At 59.4% G+C, this 17,056-nt stretch carries 20 protein-coding genes; 16 read left to right on the forward strand and 4 right to left on the reverse strand.

The features are described from left to right. Positions 1-17 precede the first annotated feature (17 nt). The 5 genes from J2129_RS08840 to J2129_RS08860 are packed head-to-tail and all read left to right on the forward strand — an operon-like array spanning position 18 to position 4,594. Positions 18-959, forward strand: a complete 942-nt coding sequence (locus J2129_RS08840) for a radical SAM protein (protein ID WP_209630510.1) — start codon at positions 18-20, stop codon at positions 957-959. After that, positions 956-2,116 (forward strand): hypothetical protein, encoded by a 1,161-nt coding sequence (locus tag J2129_RS08845; protein ID WP_209630511.1) that lies wholly within the window; start codon positions 956-958, stop codon positions 2,114-2,116. Before J2129_RS08840 ends, J2129_RS08845 begins: the two co-directional genes overlap by 4 nt. Then, complete coding sequence (locus J2129_RS08850; protein WP_209630512.1) at positions 2,113-2,769, forward strand: class I SAM-dependent methyltransferase; 657 nt, start codon at positions 2,113-2,115, stop codon at positions 2,767-2,769. Before J2129_RS08845 ends, J2129_RS08850 begins: the two co-directional genes overlap by 4 nt. Next, positions 2,766-3,812, forward strand: coding sequence for an iron ABC transporter permease (locus tag J2129_RS08855; protein WP_209630513.1), 1,047 nt, complete (start codon positions 2,766-2,768; stop codon positions 3,810-3,812). The genes J2129_RS08850 and J2129_RS08855 overlap by 4 nt, the downstream gene beginning before the upstream one ends. Next, the gene (locus J2129_RS08860; protein WP_209630514.1) at positions 3,809-4,594 is read left to right on the forward strand and encodes an ABC transporter ATP-binding protein; all 786 of its coding nucleotides are present in this window, start codon (positions 3,809-3,811) and stop codon (positions 4,592-4,594) included. Before J2129_RS08855 ends, J2129_RS08860 begins: the two co-directional genes overlap by 4 nt. A 285-nt stretch (positions 4,595-4,879) precedes the next feature. On the opposite strand, the gene J2129_RS08865 is transcribed toward J2129_RS08860, so the two are convergent. After that, positions 4,880-5,692: a uridylate kinase gene (locus J2129_RS08865; RefSeq protein WP_209630515.1), complete on the reverse strand. Its 813-nt coding sequence runs from the start codon at positions 5,690-5,692 to the stop codon at positions 4,880-4,882. An 86-nt stretch (positions 5,693-5,778) separates the two neighbouring features. Between J2129_RS08865 and J2129_RS08870 the strand changes: the two genes are divergently transcribed. Next, complete coding sequence (locus tag J2129_RS08870) at positions 5,779-6,012, forward strand: hypothetical protein (protein ID WP_209631310.1); 234 nt, start codon at positions 5,779-5,781, stop codon at positions 6,010-6,012. Between the two features lie 13 nt (positions 6,013-6,025). Here the strand turns inward: J2129_RS08870 and J2129_RS08875 are convergent, their stop codons facing one another. Next, positions 6,026-6,838 carry a uridylate kinase gene (locus J2129_RS08875; protein ID WP_209631311.1) on the reverse strand — a complete coding sequence of 271 codons (813 nt, stop codon included), beginning with the start codon at positions 6,836-6,838 and terminating at the stop codon, positions 6,026-6,028. Between the two features lie 86 nt (positions 6,839-6,924). Here J2129_RS08875 and J2129_RS08880 point away from each other — a divergent pair, with 86 nt between their 5' ends. Both J2129_RS08880 and J2129_RS08885 read left to right on the forward strand, forming a co-directional pair. Then, positions 6,925-7,152 carry a hypothetical protein gene (locus J2129_RS08880; protein ID WP_209630516.1) on the forward strand — a complete coding sequence of 76 codons (228 nt, stop codon included), beginning with the start codon at positions 6,925-6,927 and terminating at the stop codon, positions 7,150-7,152. An 18-nt stretch (positions 7,153-7,170) separates the two neighbouring features. Next, positions 7,171-7,521 carry a hypothetical protein gene (locus tag J2129_RS08885; protein WP_209630517.1) on the forward strand — a complete coding sequence of 117 codons (351 nt, stop codon included), beginning with the start codon at positions 7,171-7,173 and terminating at the stop codon, positions 7,519-7,521. Positions 7,522-7,766: 245 nt separating this feature from the next. Here the strand turns inward: J2129_RS08885 and J2129_RS08890 are convergent, their stop codons facing one another. Next, complete coding sequence (locus tag J2129_RS08890; RefSeq protein ID WP_209630518.1) at positions 7,767-8,900, reverse strand: putative sulfate/molybdate transporter; 1,134 nt, start codon at positions 8,898-8,900, stop codon at positions 7,767-7,769. 242 nt (positions 8,901-9,142) lie between these two features. On the opposite strand from J2129_RS08890, the gene modA reads away from it, so the two are divergent. The 5 genes from modA to J2129_RS13155 all read left to right on the forward strand — a co-directional run bounded on the left by modA (position 9,143) and on the right by J2129_RS13155 (position 13,258). Beyond that, positions 9,143-9,829 carry a molybdate ABC transporter substrate-binding protein gene (gene modA, locus J2129_RS08895; RefSeq protein WP_245320704.1) on the forward strand — a complete coding sequence of 229 codons (687 nt, stop codon included), beginning with the start codon at positions 9,143-9,145 and terminating at the stop codon, positions 9,827-9,829. 50 nt (positions 9,830-9,879) lie between these two features. Beyond that, positions 9,880-10,416 carry a tRNA (N6-threonylcarbamoyladenosine(37)-N6)-methyltransferase TrmO gene (tsaA, locus tag J2129_RS08900; RefSeq protein WP_209630520.1) on the forward strand — a complete coding sequence of 179 codons (537 nt, stop codon included), beginning with the start codon at positions 9,880-9,882 and terminating at the stop codon, positions 10,414-10,416. Beyond that, on the forward strand, positions 10,413-11,201 hold the full coding sequence (locus tag J2129_RS08905; protein WP_209630521.1) for an ABC transporter permease: 789 nt from the start codon (positions 10,413-10,415) through the stop codon (positions 11,199-11,201). Before tsaA ends, J2129_RS08905 begins: the two co-directional genes overlap by 4 nt. Positions 11,202-11,212: 11 nt before the next feature. Beyond that, positions 11,213-12,259, forward strand: coding sequence for a tungstate ABC transporter ATP-binding protein WtpC (gene wtpC, locus J2129_RS08910; RefSeq protein ID WP_209630522.1), 1,047 nt, complete (start codon positions 11,213-11,215; stop codon positions 12,257-12,259). Between the two features lie 873 nt (positions 12,260-13,132). Further along, a complete protein-coding gene (locus J2129_RS13155; protein ID WP_281069801.1) occupies positions 13,133-13,258 on the forward strand; it encodes a hypothetical protein in 126 nt (41 codons plus the stop codon). 295 nt (positions 13,259-13,553) lie between these two features. Here J2129_RS13155 and J2129_RS08915 read toward each other — a convergent pair whose 3' ends face one another. Continuing rightward, the gene (locus J2129_RS08915) at positions 13,554-13,820 is read right to left on the reverse strand and encodes a hypothetical protein (protein ID WP_209630523.1); all 267 of its coding nucleotides are present in this window, start codon (positions 13,818-13,820) and stop codon (positions 13,554-13,556) included. 116 nt (positions 13,821-13,936) lie between these two features. On the opposite strand from J2129_RS08915, the gene J2129_RS08920 reads away from it, so the two are divergent. From J2129_RS08920 to J2129_RS08930, 3 genes are all read left to right on the forward strand, one after another. After that, positions 13,937-14,962, forward strand: coding sequence for a substrate-binding domain-containing protein (locus J2129_RS08920; protein ID WP_245320706.1), 1,026 nt, complete (start codon positions 13,937-13,939; stop codon positions 14,960-14,962). A 97-nt stretch (positions 14,963-15,059) separates the two neighbouring features. Further along, the gene (locus J2129_RS08925; protein ID WP_209630524.1) at positions 15,060-15,782 is read left to right on the forward strand and encodes an ABC transporter permease; all 723 of its coding nucleotides are present in this window, start codon (positions 15,060-15,062) and stop codon (positions 15,780-15,782) included. A 6-nt stretch (positions 15,783-15,788) separates the two neighbouring features. Continuing rightward, a complete protein-coding gene (locus tag J2129_RS08930; RefSeq protein WP_209630525.1) occupies positions 15,789-16,871 on the forward strand; it encodes an ABC transporter ATP-binding protein in 1,083 nt (360 codons plus the stop codon). Positions 16,872-17,056 lie beyond the last annotated feature (185 nt).

Raw genomic sequence — 17,056 nt, forward strand, 5'->3', positions numbered from 1 at the left:
AGATCGGCTTTTGCAGAATGTATTCCCTGAATGAAGGGACGATCACGGAACGCTTTCCCCACCGCTGGTCGTCATATCAGGTGACGCACATCGAGTCCCTGCCATTCTTTCATGCCTATCCTGGTGCACGCACCCTCCAGGTGGGAACAGCAGGATGCAACCTCGCATGCAGTTACTGCTCCAATGCCTTTGTGGCGAGGACAGACCCGGCAACGGTTGAACTTTTTCATGTCTCTCCCGAACGCCTGGTCCAGATCGCAGAAGAGACGGGATGCCATACGATCGTCTTCGGGGTCAACGAACCGACGGTTTCGATCCCCTCGCTCCTCGATCTCGCGGCACAGGCACACACGCGGGGAATACCCATAGGTTGCCTCACAAACGGCTACATGACCGAAGAATCCGCCCATACGGTTGCAGAGCACCTTTCATTTGTGAATGTCAGTCTGAAGTCGCTGTCGTCGGCATTCTATCAGAAATATGCCGGCGTCAAGAGCGTGAACCCTGTGCTCAGGACCATCGGCATCCTTGCAGAACACTGCCATGTGGAGGTGACCACTCCTATTGTGCAGGGCGAAAACGATCACGAGATCAAAGAGATCGCCCGGTTCATCGCCGGGATCGATCCTTCCATCCCCTGGCATGTCTTCCGCCTCCTCCCCGAACACCGGATGGCCGGGGAAAAAGCACCTGACATCAGGCATATCGACGCCCTCCTCGAACCCGCACGGGAGATCCTCCCCTATGTGTACTTCAGCAACTTCGTCGGATCCAACCGCCTGAACACCGTCTGCCCTGCATGCGGCCGTACGGTCGTCGAACGGATCAACCCCGGCGGGTGCGGGGGAAAGATCGTCCGCTACCTGCTCGAGGACGGCAGATGCCCGTTTTGCGGAGAAACGATCCCCATCCATGGCAAGCGTGTCATGTGGGATTCCTTGGAGGTCGAAGACCAATGATCGGAGTCATCGACGTCACCGACTGGCAGACGACGGTCGACCTCAGAACCGGCAGGGGCACCGTTGCGGACGGCCCTCTGGTCAGGATTGCACAGAGGGTGCAGGCCGATCATCACTACCCCGGCGATCGAAAACCGGAGAGCGTCTCATGGGTCACCGATACGGCACTGGACCTCTGCCGCCGCTCAACGCCCGGCCTGATGGTGCTCAGTTACGCATACCCCTATCTCACCCGCCTCTTTACCGCACCCTCACGGAGCGAATGGCATGAGATCGTCGAAAAGACGTTGAGTGCGGTCGATCGCTTCACAGAAGCCTCCGGAATGACTCCGGTGATCGTCGGCACCGGCGCCATGGTGCCTGTACAGGGCAGAATCGATCTGAGCGGGCTAGAATGTCTCACGGCCACCGGCGGGGCGGCGCCGCGCTATGCAGGGCTCTACCACCCTTCGGAACATGACCTTGAGTATCTCGCCGATCATCCGGGCGTACGGGGCCTGTTCAAACGTGAGGATGTTTTCAAGGCTGATCATTTCTGTGCCGCTGCACAACGCCGTTTTCCCGACTATCTCGTTGCCGCCAGATCCGGACATCTCTTCAGAGGGTTTGGGGGTGTCCCGCGGCCGGTGGCCCATTTGCCTGCATGCAACGAGTCGGTCCCGCTGGTCTCCGGCATCGGACAGGCCGGGGAGATCACCGGCATCAGGGGGATGATCGCAGAACACCTTGCAGAAGGGGAACGGATCGCTCTCATCATCGTCGAGGGCATCGGGTCCGCCGATCTGGACCGTCCCGCGTATGCCTGCAGGAACACCTGGCGCTGGCACTCCTACTCCCCGGGTGAAGGGCAATATGCTGCTATCCTGACCGGAAAACATCTGCCCGAACAGGCGTATCCCCCCGGATTTCGCTATTACCCTGAGGACGGCGAGGAGAGGGAGTACCCATTCGCCGGCCCATATGGCACGATGCCCACAGACACCCTCGGCATGGCATATGAAGGGAGGAGTGCGGCGGTCGGGAGCAGGAGCACCATGACCCATGTCTATGCTGGCACCGACATCGCCATAGAGTGTTTTGCCAGGAATCTCTACAACTATGGGACGATGGCGGCGGTCCGCAGCAGCAAGAATGAACTCTGGGGCAGGATCCAATGAAAAAAGGAGATCAGAAAGGAGTTTTTACCGACAAAAAATCGGCGGAACAGTTCAACCGCCTTGCCTGCACCGTCTTCGCCCCGGTCAACACCGCCGTCGCCCACCAGATCGTACAGGAGTGTGGAGTCAATCGTGGCACGGCCGTCGATATTGGGGGCGGACCAGGCCACCTTGCTATCGAACTGGCGCGGATCACCGACCTGACGATCATTTCTCTCGACATCTCGGCATGCATACGTCAGGTGGCCGCCGAAAATATCAGGGCCGCCGGGCTTTCCGACCGGATCACGGCTGTCACCGGCGACGCCGCACAGATGCCTCTTCCCGACGCATCAGTTGACCTCGCCGTCAGCAAGGGATCCGTCTTCTTCTGGCCTGAACCGGCGGCCGCATTCAGGGAGATCAGACGGGTGCTCAGGCCCGGCGGAGTGGCATGGATCGGTGGAGGATTTGGGAGTTCCGTCATCCTCCAGGGGGTTGGAGAGCAGATGGACCGGTTCGATCCGACGTGGATCGACGGGGTGCGGGAGCGCCTCGGGGACCGGACGGCAGAACGGTTCAGAGAGGAACTGAAAAAAGCTGGCATTGAGGAATATACCCTCCTCCATGACCCCTGGCAACTCTGGATCCGTTTCCAGGGAGGAAAAGGATGAATGCGATCCGATCGGCCCGGAACTGGACGACCATCGGTTTTCTTGCCGGCCTCCCGCTTGTTTTGTTTCTGGTCTCATTTTTTCTCGGACGATATGCTATCGATCCCATCACCGCCGTTCAGATCATCGTAGCGGCGATCATCGATGCCATACCTGGCTTCCCGCTCTCGATCCCCCACACCTGGCCGGCGGTGATGGACACCGTCGTCCTCAAGATCAGGCTCCCTCGCATCTGCGCTGCAATGCTCGTGGGTGCCGGGCTTGCCATATCGGGTGCAGCCTTCCAGGGGCTCTTCAGAAATCCGCTGGTCTCCCCTCACATCCTCGGTGTTGCCTCAGGTGCAGGGTTTGGTGCGGCGCTGGGCATCCTGATCTCAGGATCCATGTTCGTGGTCCAGAGCCTTGCCTTCACCTTCGGGATCATCGCCGTCGTGGTAACCTATCTGCTGGCGAGGGTCTATCGTACCACCCCCACTCTCGTCCTCGTCCTCGCCGGGATCATCGTGAGCGCCTTCTTCCAGGCGATGATCTCGCTCACGAAATATGTCGCCGACCCCTATGAAAAACTCCCTGCCATTGTCTTCTGGATGATGGGAAGTCTCGCAGACGTCAGGGTTGGCGACCTGTATATCATCGCCCCACTGATCATCGTATGTATCGTTATTCTTCTCTTGATCAGATGGCGGATCAACATTCTCTCGGTAGGAGACGAGGAAGCAAAGGCGCTCGGCATCAATACCACCAGAATGGCCCAGATCATCATCGTCTGCGCCACCGTCATCACCTCAATGGCCGTCTGCATCAGCGGGATCATCGGATGGGTAGGACTCGTCGTCCCCCATATCGCCCGGATGATCGTCGGCCCTGACTACAAGAAGATCCTTCCAGTCTCGGTGGTGATCGGGGCGTGCTATCTTCTCGTCGTCGACGACATTGCCCGCACCCTCACCGCCGCCGAGATCCCGCTCGGCATCCTCACTGCCGTGATCGGGGCCCCGGTCTTTGCGTACCTGTTGAAGTTCAGGAAGGTGGGATGGGAATGATCCTGACAGTCAGAGATGCCTCGTTCTCATATGACGGGACAAGGACGATCTTTGAGGGGGTTTCTTTCTCCGTCGACCGGGGGGAATGCCTCTGCATCCTCGGCCCAAACGGCACCGGCAAGTCCACCCTGATCAAGTGTCTCATCAATGTCTTACCGCTGGATGTCGGCACCATCACACTCAATGACACGGAGATCACCTCGCTTTCCAGAACCGAGGTGGCCCAACAGATCGCCTATGTGCCGCAGGCCCATCAGATCGTCTTCCCCTTCGATGTCATCGACTTTGTGCTGATGGGACGGGCACCTCACCTCTCCCTCTTTGCCTCTCCAGGACGTGCAGACCAGCACATTGCAGAGGACGCACTGGTCACCGTGGGGATTGACCACCTTGCCCATCGCCCGGTCTCAGAGATCAGCGGCGGCGAATTGCAACTTGCCCTCATTGCACGAGCACTGGCACAGCAGCCTGCGGTGATGGTCCTCGACGAACCAACCTCACATCTCGATTTCGGAAATCAGGTGCGGGTTCTCCGCCTCATCGAGCGGCTTGCAGAGGAAGGGATCGCCGTGGTAATGACCTCGCACTTCCCTGACCACAGTTTCATCATTCCACAGAATGTGGCGATCATGAAGGACGGCGGGTTCATCGCTGTCGGTCCGGCTAAAGAGGTTCTGACTCCAGGACACCTCAGCAAGGCCTATGGCATCGATGTGGCGATCTCCTATGTCGAAGAAGCCGGACGAATGGCCTGTATCCCCTCAGTCTGCCGGACTCCATGACAACCAATTTTTGGCTTTGTAGAATTCTGCATGAGGCGAGGGGATGCCTCAAGTATACAGGATAATAATTCCTGTGGGTCTCAAGGGAGTACACGAATCTTTTCTCTCCCCTGGAGCCTGACAACAGGGGGGGGGACATCCCTTCATCGCCGCCCCCTGGCTATCTTCGTTCCGTGGGGGGACGACCGGAGGGAGTTGAGAAGACGAAGTCTTCGAGTCCGGGAGGCTCAGGGGACAGTCAGCCTTCCGCCAGAGAGAGCTCAAGACGATTTCTACAAAGCCACATTACCCCCTGATCACCGTCCCGACCCTTTCTCCCTTCACCGCCTTCGTGATATTGCCCGGCACATGCCCGTTGACCACCTTGATCTCCTTCACGTGCTTGGTGTGGAGGAGGAGTTCGACTGCCCTGCGCTCCAGCACCAGGTCTTCGAGGTCCATGGCAAGGAGGGCCTTGGCCGAGATCTCAGGGATCAACTCGGCGCCGGGGTTGATCCTCGGGTCCTCGGAAAACTGGCCATCAACGTTCTTTGCAAGAATACAGTTCTTCGCCCCCATCACCTCGGCGATGAGCACCGCACCCGTGTCAGTCCGGTTTGGCGGGATCGATCCCACCTCGGCCGGTTGCTCGTAGAGCCCGTACGGTGGGGTGCCATGGGTCACCGGCAGGAGCCCGAGGGCGATGATCGTCGGAAGCTGGAGGAGGTCGGCGGTGTGGACCCGCACCCCCCCATAGGAAGAGAGGAGGACAGTCATCATGATCGCGTTCTGTTCGCTGATCTTGCCGGCAAGTTCGGCAAGCACGCCGGTCGGCATCCCGAGGTTGATGCCGATGTCCATGATATGGCGCACCCGTCCCCCGCCGCCGGTCACTACCAGCACCTTCTCCCCGCCCGTCTTGAGCGCCCCGATCTCCTCCACGATCGGGAAGACCACTTCCCTGCCATAATCGATCGTCCCATGTCCGCCAAACTTGATCACATTCAGGTCTGGCATGATCCTGATCTGCGGGACCTCCCCGGTCCGCTGCATCAGTCCCTTTCTCACCAGGGTCTCGCCCCGTAGCCCTGACTCCAGTTCATATCGGCCTGATTTCATACCTTCACCTAGACAACACTATAATATCATGCGATTTATAGAGGTGTCGCCATGGCCACGTGACGGCCAGGAGGGACGAGAAAATGTTGAAACTCTATGTGAGAGAGAGGCAGAAGGTCGGCAGCGGTGTCAGGCAACCGAAGTATCGCGTCGTTGCCGCCACCGGCGGAAAGGGGGATGAAGGACACCTCAAGGTCGAGGCGACTCATTTCAGGAAGACCGAACTCGAGCAGATCGCCGCGGACGTGGGGGCCGAGATCGTCTGGCTCGAAGCGATGCCCGAAGAAAAACGCGGTGAGATGAAGGCCGCCGCCCGATAAAATGAAAAGAAGGTCAGGCCCTGATCAGGGTCCCGATCTTCTCACCCTTTACTGCCTTCGTGATATTGCCTGGCACATGCCCGTTGACCACCCTGATCTCTTTCACGTGCTTGGTGTGGAGGAGAAGTTCGACGGCGTTCTTCTCAAGGACCATGTCCTCCATGTCCTTTGCAAGCAGGTCGTCTGCCGTGATCTCAGAGATGAGGTCTGCCTCAGGGTCGAGGCGCGGGTCGTCGGTGAAGAGCCCCTCGACATTCTTTGCAAGGATACAGTTCTTCGCCCCCATCACCTCGGCGATGAGCACCGCACCCGTGTCGGTCCGGTTCGGCGGGATCGACCCCATCTCAGGAGGTTGTTCATAGAGCCCATACGGCGGGGTGCCATGAGTCACCGGCAGAAGCCCCAATGAGGTGAGTGTGGGAAGTTCGAGGAGGTCGTCTGACGAGACCTGCGTCCCGCCGTACGGGGAGAGGAGGAGGGACATCATCAGGGCATTCTGCTCGCTGATCTTGCCGGCAAGTTCGGCGAGCACGCCGGTCGGCATCCCGAGATTGATCCCGAGGTCCATGATATGCCGCACACGGACGCCGCCGCCGGTCACCAGGAGCACCTTCTCCCCGGCTTCCTTGAGGTCCCCGATCTCCTCCACGATCGGGTAGACCACCTCACGCCCGAAGTCGATGGTGCCGTGCCCGCCGATCTTGATCACATTCAGGTCTGGCATGATCCTGATCTGCGGGATCTCTTCGATCTGCCGCATCAGTCCCTTCCTCACCATCGTCTCTCCACGGAGCCCTGAATTCAGTTCAAACCGTTTTGCCGTAATGATATCACCTTGAGAGAATGTTTATACGTAGAGAGATATAACAGAGCGTATACCAGTTGGTATACCAACTGATAGAGGTGATAACTATGAAGATCTATGTCCGTGAACGACAGAAGGTCGGCAGCGGTGTCAAGCAGCCGAAGTTCCGTATCGTCGCCGTCACCGGTGACAGCACCTCCAGGAGACTCTGGGTGGAGTCCAAACACTTTAGAAAGAACGAGATCGAGACCATCGCCGCAGATCTCGAGGCCGAGATCGTCTGGCTCGAACCGATGCCAGAGGACAAGCGCCCCCATACGAAGAAAAACGAATAACACCAAAACCTGTGCACTATGTCTGCACTGAGCCCGGACGAGGTTCTCAACGCAGTGGCCCGGATCCTCATCTTTGAGGACCGTGCCATCACATTTCTCTGTACTCAGGACGAAGTCAGCATCAGGTTCCCAAAGACCAGACGCCTTGCCGCTTATCTCTCGGTCCCGCACTATTATGTCATCCCAGTCCTCGCCGCCATGGAGGAGGACGGCCTGGTCACCCGCACCGAGCGGGTGGGAGTCTCGACCAATGCAAAAGGGACGGCACTCCTCTTCTCCAGGATCATGGAGCATTATCCTGCAGAGGTCAAGCAGATCCTCGGCAAAGACCTCCTCTCTGCGATCAGGGGAAGGATCTGTGAGGAGTGAGACACAGCATTCACCGGTCTGACCGCATCACGTATTTTTGGCTCTGTAGAAACCCGCAGGATGATGTTCTCCGGCGGGGGGCCTGGCATGCCCCGAACCCCCTGCCACACGAGAGAGTCGAGGACGGCAACCCCCTCTTCATCTTCGCCCATGCTGCCATCCTGGCCCGATCTTTTCATGCCCTGGTTCCCGGGATCCCCGCGACATGAAGATGAAGGAAGGTGGTCCGGTCACGTTCTTCCCATCTATTGGTGAGGAGTGCTACCGACCTTTTTCTTCCTTGCCTCCAGCACGTACGCGAGGGCCAGGCCCACCACAAACCCGAGGGTGATGTTCACCAGGAGAGCGAGGGCGGCGATGACCCCGGTGACGAGGTATGAATCGGTCTTGAGACTGTGTTTACCGAGTTCGATCGCCGCAAAGATAAGCAGGCCGCCAAAAACCCCAAGCGGGATGAGGGCAAGGCTCTCTGGCGAGGCGAAGAAGAGGGCGAAGCCGAGGAAGATCACCCCTGCGATCACGTTCGCCCCGCCGGTCCGCGCTCCGAACCGGTGCTGGGCGGCAAGCCCGCCGGCACCATGGCACATCGGGAACCCGCCGAAGGGCACCGAGACCAGGTTCATCACTCCAATGGTCCTGGAAAGGCGGTCCGGCTCGACCTCGGTCTTGAAGAGGTCGTGGGTGAGAAGGGCGGTGGCCAGGATCGCGTTCGTGAGAGTGAGCGGGAACTGCGGAGGGACAAGATAGACCGCCGCATACGTGAGGTCGGCAAGGTCGGGGAGGACGAGGGCGGGGAGGGCGATCATCGAGACCTGGGGGAGGCCGGCGGTGAGTACCCCCGCGACGATCCCGATGCCGAGGACGACGAGCGCTGAGATATCCTTGATCGTCCCGCGCAGCGCCGCAAGGAAGAAGAGCACCACCACAGCAATGGAAATCCCGGCAAAGAGAGGGTCGGAAACGACGAAACCAAGAGAGGTCTTGATCAGCATCAGGGCAAGTCCAGCCTGCACCCCCCTGATGACCGGGACCGGGATCCTATCCCTGAGCCAGGTCATGCTCCCGCAGCACCCAAGAGCAAGGAATATCACCCCGATGATCATCCCGGCCCCGGCGATCTCACCTGCGGTCAGTCCTTCTGCGATGGCGATCGCCCCGACCGCCTTGAGGGGCTCGATGGGTATAGGAAGACGATAATAGACCCCTGATAGAACGTACCAGAGGGCAAAGAAGAGAAAGATATGCGCGAGGTTTACATCGCAGACCAGGGCGACGCCAAGGACGATCGGGAGGATGGTCCCGAAGTCCCCCACCGACCCGGCGGCCTCGCCGATGGTGAACTTAAGCGGCCGTCTCCTGTATGATTCTTCTGCCTGCACTCTTCCCGCCGTCCGTATATTTCAGTCTATAGCACTCCTCTCTGCCTTGCTATGGGAGAAAGGTTTCCCGTACCTGATCAATTCAGGAGCATTTATTTACATTGTTAATTAACGCATGCTACATGAAATCATTCTCGATCATTCTGGCTTTGATGCTTGTGATCGGTGCTTCCTGCGTCGTCTGCGGGTGCACCACAGATCAGAGTCCAACAACACCAGAAATATCAGAAAAAACCGCGTTGATGACCTATTGCGGCGCCGGTATCCGCGAACCGATGGAAGAGATCGCCAACCTCTATGAGAACAAGACCGGCACCATGATCGAGTTCTCCTTCGGCAACTCCGCCGCCCTCCTGAGCCAGATGGAACTGGTGCAACAGGGTGACCTCTATATGCCGGGCGCCACCGCCTATATCGAGAAAGCCGCCGAGAAGGGATATGTGAACACCACCGAGCAGGTTGTCTACCATATCCCGGTGATCGCCGTCGCCAAGGGCAACCCCAAGAACGTGACCTGCATTGAGGACCTGGCGCACGATGACCTGACTGTCGTGGTCGGCGACCCCACCGGCCCGGCGATCGGGAAGAGCACCAAGAAGATGCTGAACAAGAGCGGGCTCTGGGACGCGGTCTCTGAGAACGCCGTTGCCACGCGGGCGACCGTCAACGAACTGGTCGTCGACATCTGCATGGGCACCGCCGACGCCTCGGTCATCTGGTACGACCTCTATGTCCCTGACAAGATGGACCTCGTCGAGATCCCGAAGGACCAGAACGACATCAAGGTGATCCCCATCGGCACGCTCAAGTTCTCTGAGAACCCGGCCGAGGCCCAGGAGTTTGCCGACTTCGTCGCTTCAGACGAAGGGAAGGCAGTCTTCGTGAAGCACGGCTATATCGTCTACCCTGACCCGGAGTATGAAGACTGAGGCCCTTGGGTCTCATTCCCTTTTTTATAATTTCCGACGAGGACACATCCATGCATTCTGAACCAACAGACCAGACAAGAGATCCGGTCACCTACCGGCCCATCGGCGTCATCAGGACGCCCTTTACCGAACAGAAAAACACTCCCATCCAGGGAGTCTTCAACAAGGCGTGCGGCACCGTCGAGTTGTTCCCCGAATATGAGAGCGGATTGCTGGATATCGAGACGTTCTCGCACCTCTTCCTCATCTACCACTTCCACCAGGCGAACGCCCAGATGCTCCGCCAGAAACCGTTCCTCGACCTTCAGAAGGAACGCGGCATCTTTGCCATCCGTCACTTCAACCGCCCCAACCCGATCGGGATCTCGATCGTGGAACTGAAGGGCGTGCGCGGCAATGTCCTCGATGTCTGCGGCGTGGACACCCTCGACGGCACGCCACTGCTCGACATCAAGCCCTATGTCCACCAGTTCGACCACCGCGAGGAGGTCAGGAGCGGATGGGTGGACGACCAGCATGTGGACGATGTCAGGGAGTGGAACAGCACCCCTGAGGCACTCAGGCATCGCGACCGGGTGAACCTGTGAGAAGGCCAAGTCCCCTGAAAGCGGTGACAGTAGGGGTTGCCGCCTCTCTTACCGCATTTATTATTCTTCTGCTCCTCCTTGTCGTCACCCACCCTTCTCCTACCGCGCTCCTCTCCTCCATCACCTCACGCGAGATCCAGTTTGCCGTCTATCTCTCGATCGTCACTTCGGTGGCCTCGACGGCGATCTGCATCCTGATCGCCGTGCCCTCGGCCTATGCCCTTGCACGATATGATTTCTTCGGCAAGAACGCCGTGAACACGGTCGTCGACATGCCACTCGCCCTCCCGCCGCTCGTCGCAGGTGTGGCCCTCCTCCTCTTCTTTGGGTCCACGCCGATCGGGCAGGCACTTGCCGAGGCAGGACTGGTCTTTATCTTCACGCCCCTCGGGATCGTGGTGGCCCAGGTCTTTGTGAACTTCCCGTTCATGCTCAGGATCATGCGCTCGACCTTCGAGTCGATCAGTCCGCGTTACGAATATGTGGCAAAGACCCTCGGGTGCACCGATATCCAGGCCCTCTGGCGGGTCACGCTGCCGATGGCGACGAGCGGACTCATCGCCGGCGGGGTGATCACCTGGGCAAAGGGGATCGGCGAGTTCGGGGCCGCGCTCATGCTTGCCGGTGCGACGCGGATGAAGACCGAGACCCTGCCGATCTCGCTCTTCCTGAACATGTCCTGCGGGGAACTCGAACTGGCCATCTCAGCGGCGACGATCCTGATCATCATCTCGATCGCCTCACTCTATGTCTTTGAACGCTATGGCGGGAGCGTCAGATTGTAGGAAATCGACCTATGTTATCGATAGAACATCTTTCCAAAGACATGGGAGAGTTCGTCCTCAAAGACGCGACTCTCCAGGTAAATGACGGTGAATACCTGGTGATCATCGGACCGACCGGGGCGGGCAAGACGATCCTCCTTGAGACCCTTGCCGGGATCTATCCGCCTGATAGCGGCCGGATGGTCCTTGACGGCCGGGACATCACCGACGCCCCCCCGCGTGAACGGCGGATCAGCATGGTCTACCAGGACTACATGCTCTTTCCCCATCTCACGGTGGCGGAGAACATCGAGTTTGGACTGCGCAACCAGAAGGTTGCGCAACCCGAGATCGAGCAGAAGGTCATGGACGCCGCAAAGTTTCTCGGCATCGACCACCTCCTCCACCGCCATCCTGAGACCCTCTCAGGGGGCGAGCAGCAGCGTGCGGCCATCGCCAGGGCGGTCGTGATGGAGCCCGCGCTCCTGCTCCTCGACGAACCCCTGAGCGCGCTGGACGGGCGCACACGGGACAAACTCAGGCGAGAACTGCGCCGCCTCCATGACGCCTACGGGATCACGGTGATCCATGTCACCCACAACTTCGAGGAGGTCTTCTCGCTTGCCGACCGCGTGGCCGTGATCAGGGGGGGCGAGATCGTGCAGATCGGCACCCCTGACGAGGTCTTCAGGAAACCGAACTGCGAGTTTGTGGCAAACTTCGTCGGAGTGGAGAACCTCTTCAGGGGGACCTGTGTCAGAAAAGACGGACTCTCGGAGGTCACGGTCGAGGGCGTCAGGATGGTCTCGACGGCCCTTGCAGACGGCACGGAGGTCTGTGTCACGGTCCGCCCTGAAGAGATCCTGATCTCGCCGCGGCCGATCGGTTCCTGTGCACGGAACCAGTACACCGGGACAGTCCAGGAGATCGCCGATAATGGGGCGACGGTCAGGGTCACGGTCGACTGCGGCATCCCCCTGGCGGTGCTGATCACCAGGCAGGGCTATCTTGAGATGGGGCTTGCCGAGGGGGACACCGTCTCTGTGGCCTTTAAGGCCTCGTCTGTCCAGGTCTTCTGAAAAATCCAGGTCTGTAGAAACCCTCACCTATTGTAGGGGGATGTGTGTCGCCCGCCTTCCCACCTCTTCGGACGGAGGGGCGCCGCCCCCGGACCCCCAGAATGAAGATAGGGACGGGAAGGCACACTCAATCGCCATGAAGAGCGTAATGCCGTCCACCACCTCTCGCTCACGCGGGGGGGACCGGGGGACGGCACGCACCCCGCCAAAGATAACCCTCCTGAGGATTTCTACAGAGCCAAAAGTCCAGAACAGATGGGCTCGCCGGGCATGGTGCGCCCCTCACAACAGTGCGGCGGCGGTGGCGGAGACGTCGCCACCCCCGATCTCTCATCATCATAAGGGGGACGACCTGACGTTCTTCCGGCCCGTGCGCCACATCAGAGGTGTGCTTATCGGCTCTGAGAAATGGTTTTGTAGAATCAGGCATGAACCCCCTGGTTCAGGCATACGGGATGAACATGATCGTGGGTCTCCCGAGACGCCCTACGGGAAGATCGTCGAATGGCCGCCCCCACCTATTTCATCGCGGGGAGTCCGGGGGGGCACAGCCCCCCCGGTACGAGCAGGAGAGAAGGCAGGAGAATCACGCTTGCACCCATACTGGATGAGGGGTTACCATGAGGTCATCCCAAAACTCTTCAGCCTTCCTCATCACCGATAAGCGCGATGGATGATTATGAAGAGATCCCTGCGTTTTCATCGCGCACCCCTGCATTCAACACCTTCCTATACACCTGCGCTGGGGACGCTGCCCCCTGACCCCTGGGATGGCGAGAGAGACGGGAAGACAGAGAAAAAAATCATGAAGACGAGACGCAATCCTCCACCAATCTTCATCCACGAGAGGGCCGGGGGGTGGCCAGTCCCCTGGTGGAGGAGAGAGTTCAGAATTTCTGGAAAGATGCGTTTCGGTTTGATGAGATGATCACCTCCAGAGAATTTTGGGATATCCTCCATGAAAATGATCCTGACGATGAACCAGGGATGTTTGTATGATTACTTCTCCTCACCGGGATCCTCCATACCTGATATACGAAATACAGAAACTCTCTCAGAGTGATCGGCCGCCCTCAGCGCAGCACCTTCACCGTCATCTCGTGCAGGGGGGTGCACCCCCGGATCCCCGCCGTGGCGGTAGGCGGGGGCGGCAATGAGACGGTGTTCCCCCCGTGATGTCCTGCTTTGAAGGGCGAGCACAGGTCAAAACACCCTGGAGACCCATGGCCATGTTCGATCGCGTATGCGTGAGCCTCAGGTTCATGCTCGCGTCTACAGAACCCAAAAAAAGAGGTCAGGTGTCGCACCCGGGCGCCGCCATCACCTGAAAGATTGCCCGCCCCTTTGCGGTGAGGGTGGTCGTGGTGAAGAGATAGGGGTCCTGTGGGGTCCGGAGGTGGACCTCCACGGCCCCCATCTCCTCGAGTTCCCTGACCGCCATGTTGATCTCCTGGGGGGAGAGCGTGGTCATGCCCTTCAGATCCTTGCCGGTATACTGGCGCATCTCGCTCCCGACCAGGGCATAGAGTACTTTTTCTGCATTTTTTCCTGGTTTTTTCATCTTTGTCCTCCCTTGAGTGTAGTCTTCTCTCCGTCTCCATCCCCGCCTCCAGGAATAAAACCCCCGTATGCCGCCTGAGGGAGTATGGCCCCACGCAGGATAGAGGAAGAAATATAATGGTTGCGAGATATTGTACCGGTGCCATGAAAAAGATTGCTGTTATCCTGCTTGTCGTGGTCATGGTGGCCGCCGCCTTTATCTGCGGCTGTACCACCCCAGAAGGTGGAGATGCAACCCCAACCCCGACCGAGACGACTGCGGCACCGGCAGAAACGACTGCGGCGCCGGAAGGGACGGGCACGGCGCCAGAAGGAACACAGACCCTTTTAATCGCAACGACGACCAGTCTCCAGGACACCGGGCTCCTGGATTATCTCAGACCGATCTTTGAGGAGCAGTATGATGCAGACGTGAAGATCACCGCAAAAGGGACAGGACAGTCCCTTGAACTTGGGAGAGCAGGGGACGTGGACGTGATGATGGTCCATGACCGCGCCCGCGAGGACGAATTCATCGACGAGGGCTATGGGGCCAACCGCCGGGTCTTTGCCTACAACTACTTCACCATCGTCGGCCCTGAATCCGACCCGGCCGGGATCGCAAACATGACCCCTGAAGAGGCTTTCACCACAATCCATGACAAGGGACTTGCCGAACCAGGGAACGTCGTCTTTGTCTCCAGGGGTGACGATTCAGGGACGCACGGAAAAGAGAAGGCCATCTGGGAAGCCGCCGGCCTCAATTACACCGCCGACATCCAGGGTTCTGGTGAGTGGTATGTCGAGGCAGGCACCGGGATGGGGTCCACCCTGGTGATGACCGGCGAGAAGGAGGCCTACACCCTCAGCGACATCGGAACCTATCTCGCCTACAAGACCGAGACAGGTCTGGTCCCACTGGTCGAGGAGGGAGAGATCCTCCTGAACATCTACAGCGTGATGGAGATCGACCCCAAGAAGTATCCTGACGTCAACAGCACCCTTGCCAAAGAGTGGATCAACTTCCTCATCTCGCCCGAGATCCAGGAGGAGATCGGGAACTTCGGTGTCGAGGAGTACGGCCAACCGCTCTTCTACCCTGCACAGGGGAACTGGGAGATGCTCGGGGTGGAGCGTGCGGAGACCGAAGAACCGGTCACCTGAGGTGAGGGGTTCTGGGGCGTGCGGTCACTCCGACCTCTCACTCCCATTTTTCTCTTCCCCGCGACCGGTTCGGTCACGAAGACCGGGAGCGTGAGATATGACCGGGCTGTTCGAGGGACTCGACCCGATCGGGGAGGGGCTCTTCCAGGCGATCGAGTTGATCCTCACCCTTGACCCGGCGGTAATGGAGATCACCGTCCGTAGCCTGATCATCACCTTCTCGGCCGTCCTCCTTGGTTCGCTCATCTCCCTCCCGATCGGAGCGGCCATCGCCTTCAAGGAATTTCCCGGGAGAAAGTCGGTGATCAACCTGGTCCAGACCCTGTATGCCGTCCCGACCGTCGTCGTCGGGCTGGTGGTCTTTCTCTTCATCCGTCGGACCGGGCCCTTCGGGACTCTCGGGCTCCTCTTCACACCCGGCGGAATGGTCATCGGGCAGACGATCCTGGTCCTCCCCATCATCATCGGCCTCACTATCTCGGCGCTGATCGCGGTGGACACCACCATCAGGGACACCATCATCTCTCTTGGGGCGACGAAGGTCCAGTTTTTCTTTTCAGTCCTCAAGGAAGCACGGTTTGCGATCGTCGCCGCCGTGGCCATGGCCTTTGGTCGGGCGATCTCCGAGGTCGGGGCGGCGATCATCATCGGCGGGAACATCCAGGCCAGTTCGTTCTGGAGTTCAACCAGGATCCTGACGACCGCCATCACCCTTGAGACCGGGCGGGGAGATATCTCCCTCTCCATCGCCCTCGGGATCATTCTCCTCTCCATCGCCCTGGTCGTGAACATCATCATGAACTTTGTACAGCAACGGTGACCTCCCATGATCGAGCTCCAGCATATCGCAAAATCATTCGACGCCACCCAGGTCCTCAGTGACGTGAACGCCGTCATCCAGGACGGGGAGATCTTTGCGGTGATCGGGCCGTCGGGCTCTGGCAAGTCCACCCTCCTGCGGATGATCAACCTCCTCGACAGTCCCACCAGTGGCCGTATCCTCCTTGACGGCACCGACATCCATGGCGAACGTTCGCAGATGCTCGAGTTCAGGAGGAGAATGGCGATGGTCTTCCAGCGCCCGGCGGTCTTCAATATGAGCGTCTATGAGAACATCGCCTATGGCCTCAGGCTCAGGCACCTCCCTGAAGAGGAGACCAGGGAGAAGGTGGGATGGGCGCTGGAGGTGATCGGGCTTGCAGGATATGAGACGCGCCAGGCCCGCACCCTCTCGGGCGGGGAGATGCAGCGGGTCGCCCTGGCCCGTGCGGTGGTCACCGCCCCGGCGGTCCTCCTGATGGACGAACCGACCGCCAACCTCGACCCGGTCTCGACAGCGGCGATCGAGGAACTGGTGGTGCGGATCAATCGCGAGCAGGGCCAGACGGTGATCATCTCCACGCACGACATGCACCAGGGCCAGCGTCTCGCCCACCGGATCGGGGTCCTGATGGACGGGGTCTTCTCCCAGGTGGGAACCCCTCGGGAAGTCTTTGCAACACCGAAGAACAAGCATGTCGCGAGGTTTGTCGGGATCGAGAACATCCTCTCTGGCGAGATCGCCGACACCTCAGAGGGGGTCGTCACCATCGATGTCGGGGGAGGGGTGCAGGTCCAGGCCGTCGCCCCGTTCCAGGTCGGCACCAGGGTCTGCGCCTGCATCAAGCCAGAAGACATCACCCTATACCTCGTGGACGGCAGTCTGATCAGCGCCCGTAATGTCCTTGCCGGCACGGTCACGGAGATGAAGGCCTATGGCCCGCTCAACCACCTCACCATCGACTGCGGGATCCCCCTCACCGTCCTGATCACCTGGAAGTCGGCAGAGGACCTGGAGATCAGGGTCGGGAAGAGGGTGCGCCTCTCTTTCAAGGCAAGCGCGGTCCATGTGGTGGAAGACGAAGGATGAAACTCTCTGGTGGGAGGCGTGCCGTTTGAAGACCTGCGGGCCTTCTCAAGTTCGCTCCGCTCACATGCCGCGGCCCCCTACCACACGATAGGGTCGAGGAAGGCAACCCTTTCGTCATAGTCGTCGACTGTGCATTCCCGACCCTATCTTCGTCACAGGGGTCCGGGGGCAACGCCCCGGCGCGG

It is taken from the genome of Methanofollis sp. W23 (assembly GCF_017875325.1).
Lineage (GTDB): Archaea > Halobacteriota > Methanomicrobia > Methanomicrobiales > Methanofollaceae > Methanofollis.

Excerpts from the sequence above, each read along its gene's own strand:
- modA (WP_245320704.1), top strand. The coding sequence starts at position 9,143 with ATGACCTATTGCGGCGCCGGTATCCGCGAACCGATGGAAGAGATCGCC.
- J2129_RS08840 (WP_209630510.1), top strand. The coding sequence starts at position 18 with ATGTATTCCCTGAATGAAGGGACGATCACGGAACGCTTTCCCCACCGC.
- J2129_RS08850 (WP_209630512.1), top strand. The coding sequence starts at position 2,113 with ATGAAAAAAGGAGATCAGAAAGGAGTTTTTACCGACAAAAAATCGGCG.
- J2129_RS08885 (WP_209630517.1), top strand. The coding sequence starts at position 7,171 with ATGTCTGCACTGAGCCCGGACGAGGTTCTCAACGCAGTGGCCCGGATC.
- J2129_RS08930 (WP_209630525.1), top strand. The coding sequence starts at position 15,789 with ATGATCGAGCTCCAGCATATCGCAAAATCATTCGACGCCACCCAGGTC.
- J2129_RS08860 (WP_209630514.1), top strand. The coding sequence starts at position 3,809 with ATGATCCTGACAGTCAGAGATGCCTCGTTCTCATATGACGGGACAAGG.
- J2129_RS08920 (WP_245320706.1), top strand. The coding sequence starts at position 13,937 with ATGGTTGCGAGATATTGTACCGGTGCCATGAAAAAGATTGCTGTTATC.
- J2129_RS08865 (WP_209630515.1), bottom strand. The coding sequence starts at position 5,692 with ATGAAATCAGGCCGATATGAACTGGAGTCAGGGCTACGGGGCGAGACC.
- wtpC (WP_209630522.1), top strand. The coding sequence starts at position 11,213 with ATGTTATCGATAGAACATCTTTCCAAAGACATGGGAGAGTTCGTCCTC.
- J2129_RS08845 (WP_209630511.1), top strand. The coding sequence starts at position 956 with ATGATCGGAGTCATCGACGTCACCGACTGGCAGACGACGGTCGACCTC.
- J2129_RS08925 (WP_209630524.1), top strand. The coding sequence starts at position 15,060 with ATGACCGGGCTGTTCGAGGGACTCGACCCGATCGGGGAGGGGCTCTTC.
- J2129_RS08915 (WP_209630523.1), bottom strand. The coding sequence starts at position 13,820 with ATGAAAAAACCAGGAAAAAATGCAGAAAAAGTACTCTATGCCCTGGTC.
- tsaA (WP_209630520.1), top strand. The coding sequence starts at position 9,880 with ATGCATTCTGAACCAACAGACCAGACAAGAGATCCGGTCACCTACCGG.
- J2129_RS08855 (WP_209630513.1), top strand. The coding sequence starts at position 2,766 with ATGAATGCGATCCGATCGGCCCGGAACTGGACGACCATCGGTTTTCTT.
- J2129_RS08880 (WP_209630516.1), top strand. The coding sequence starts at position 6,925 with ATGAAGATCTATGTCCGTGAACGACAGAAGGTCGGCAGCGGTGTCAAG.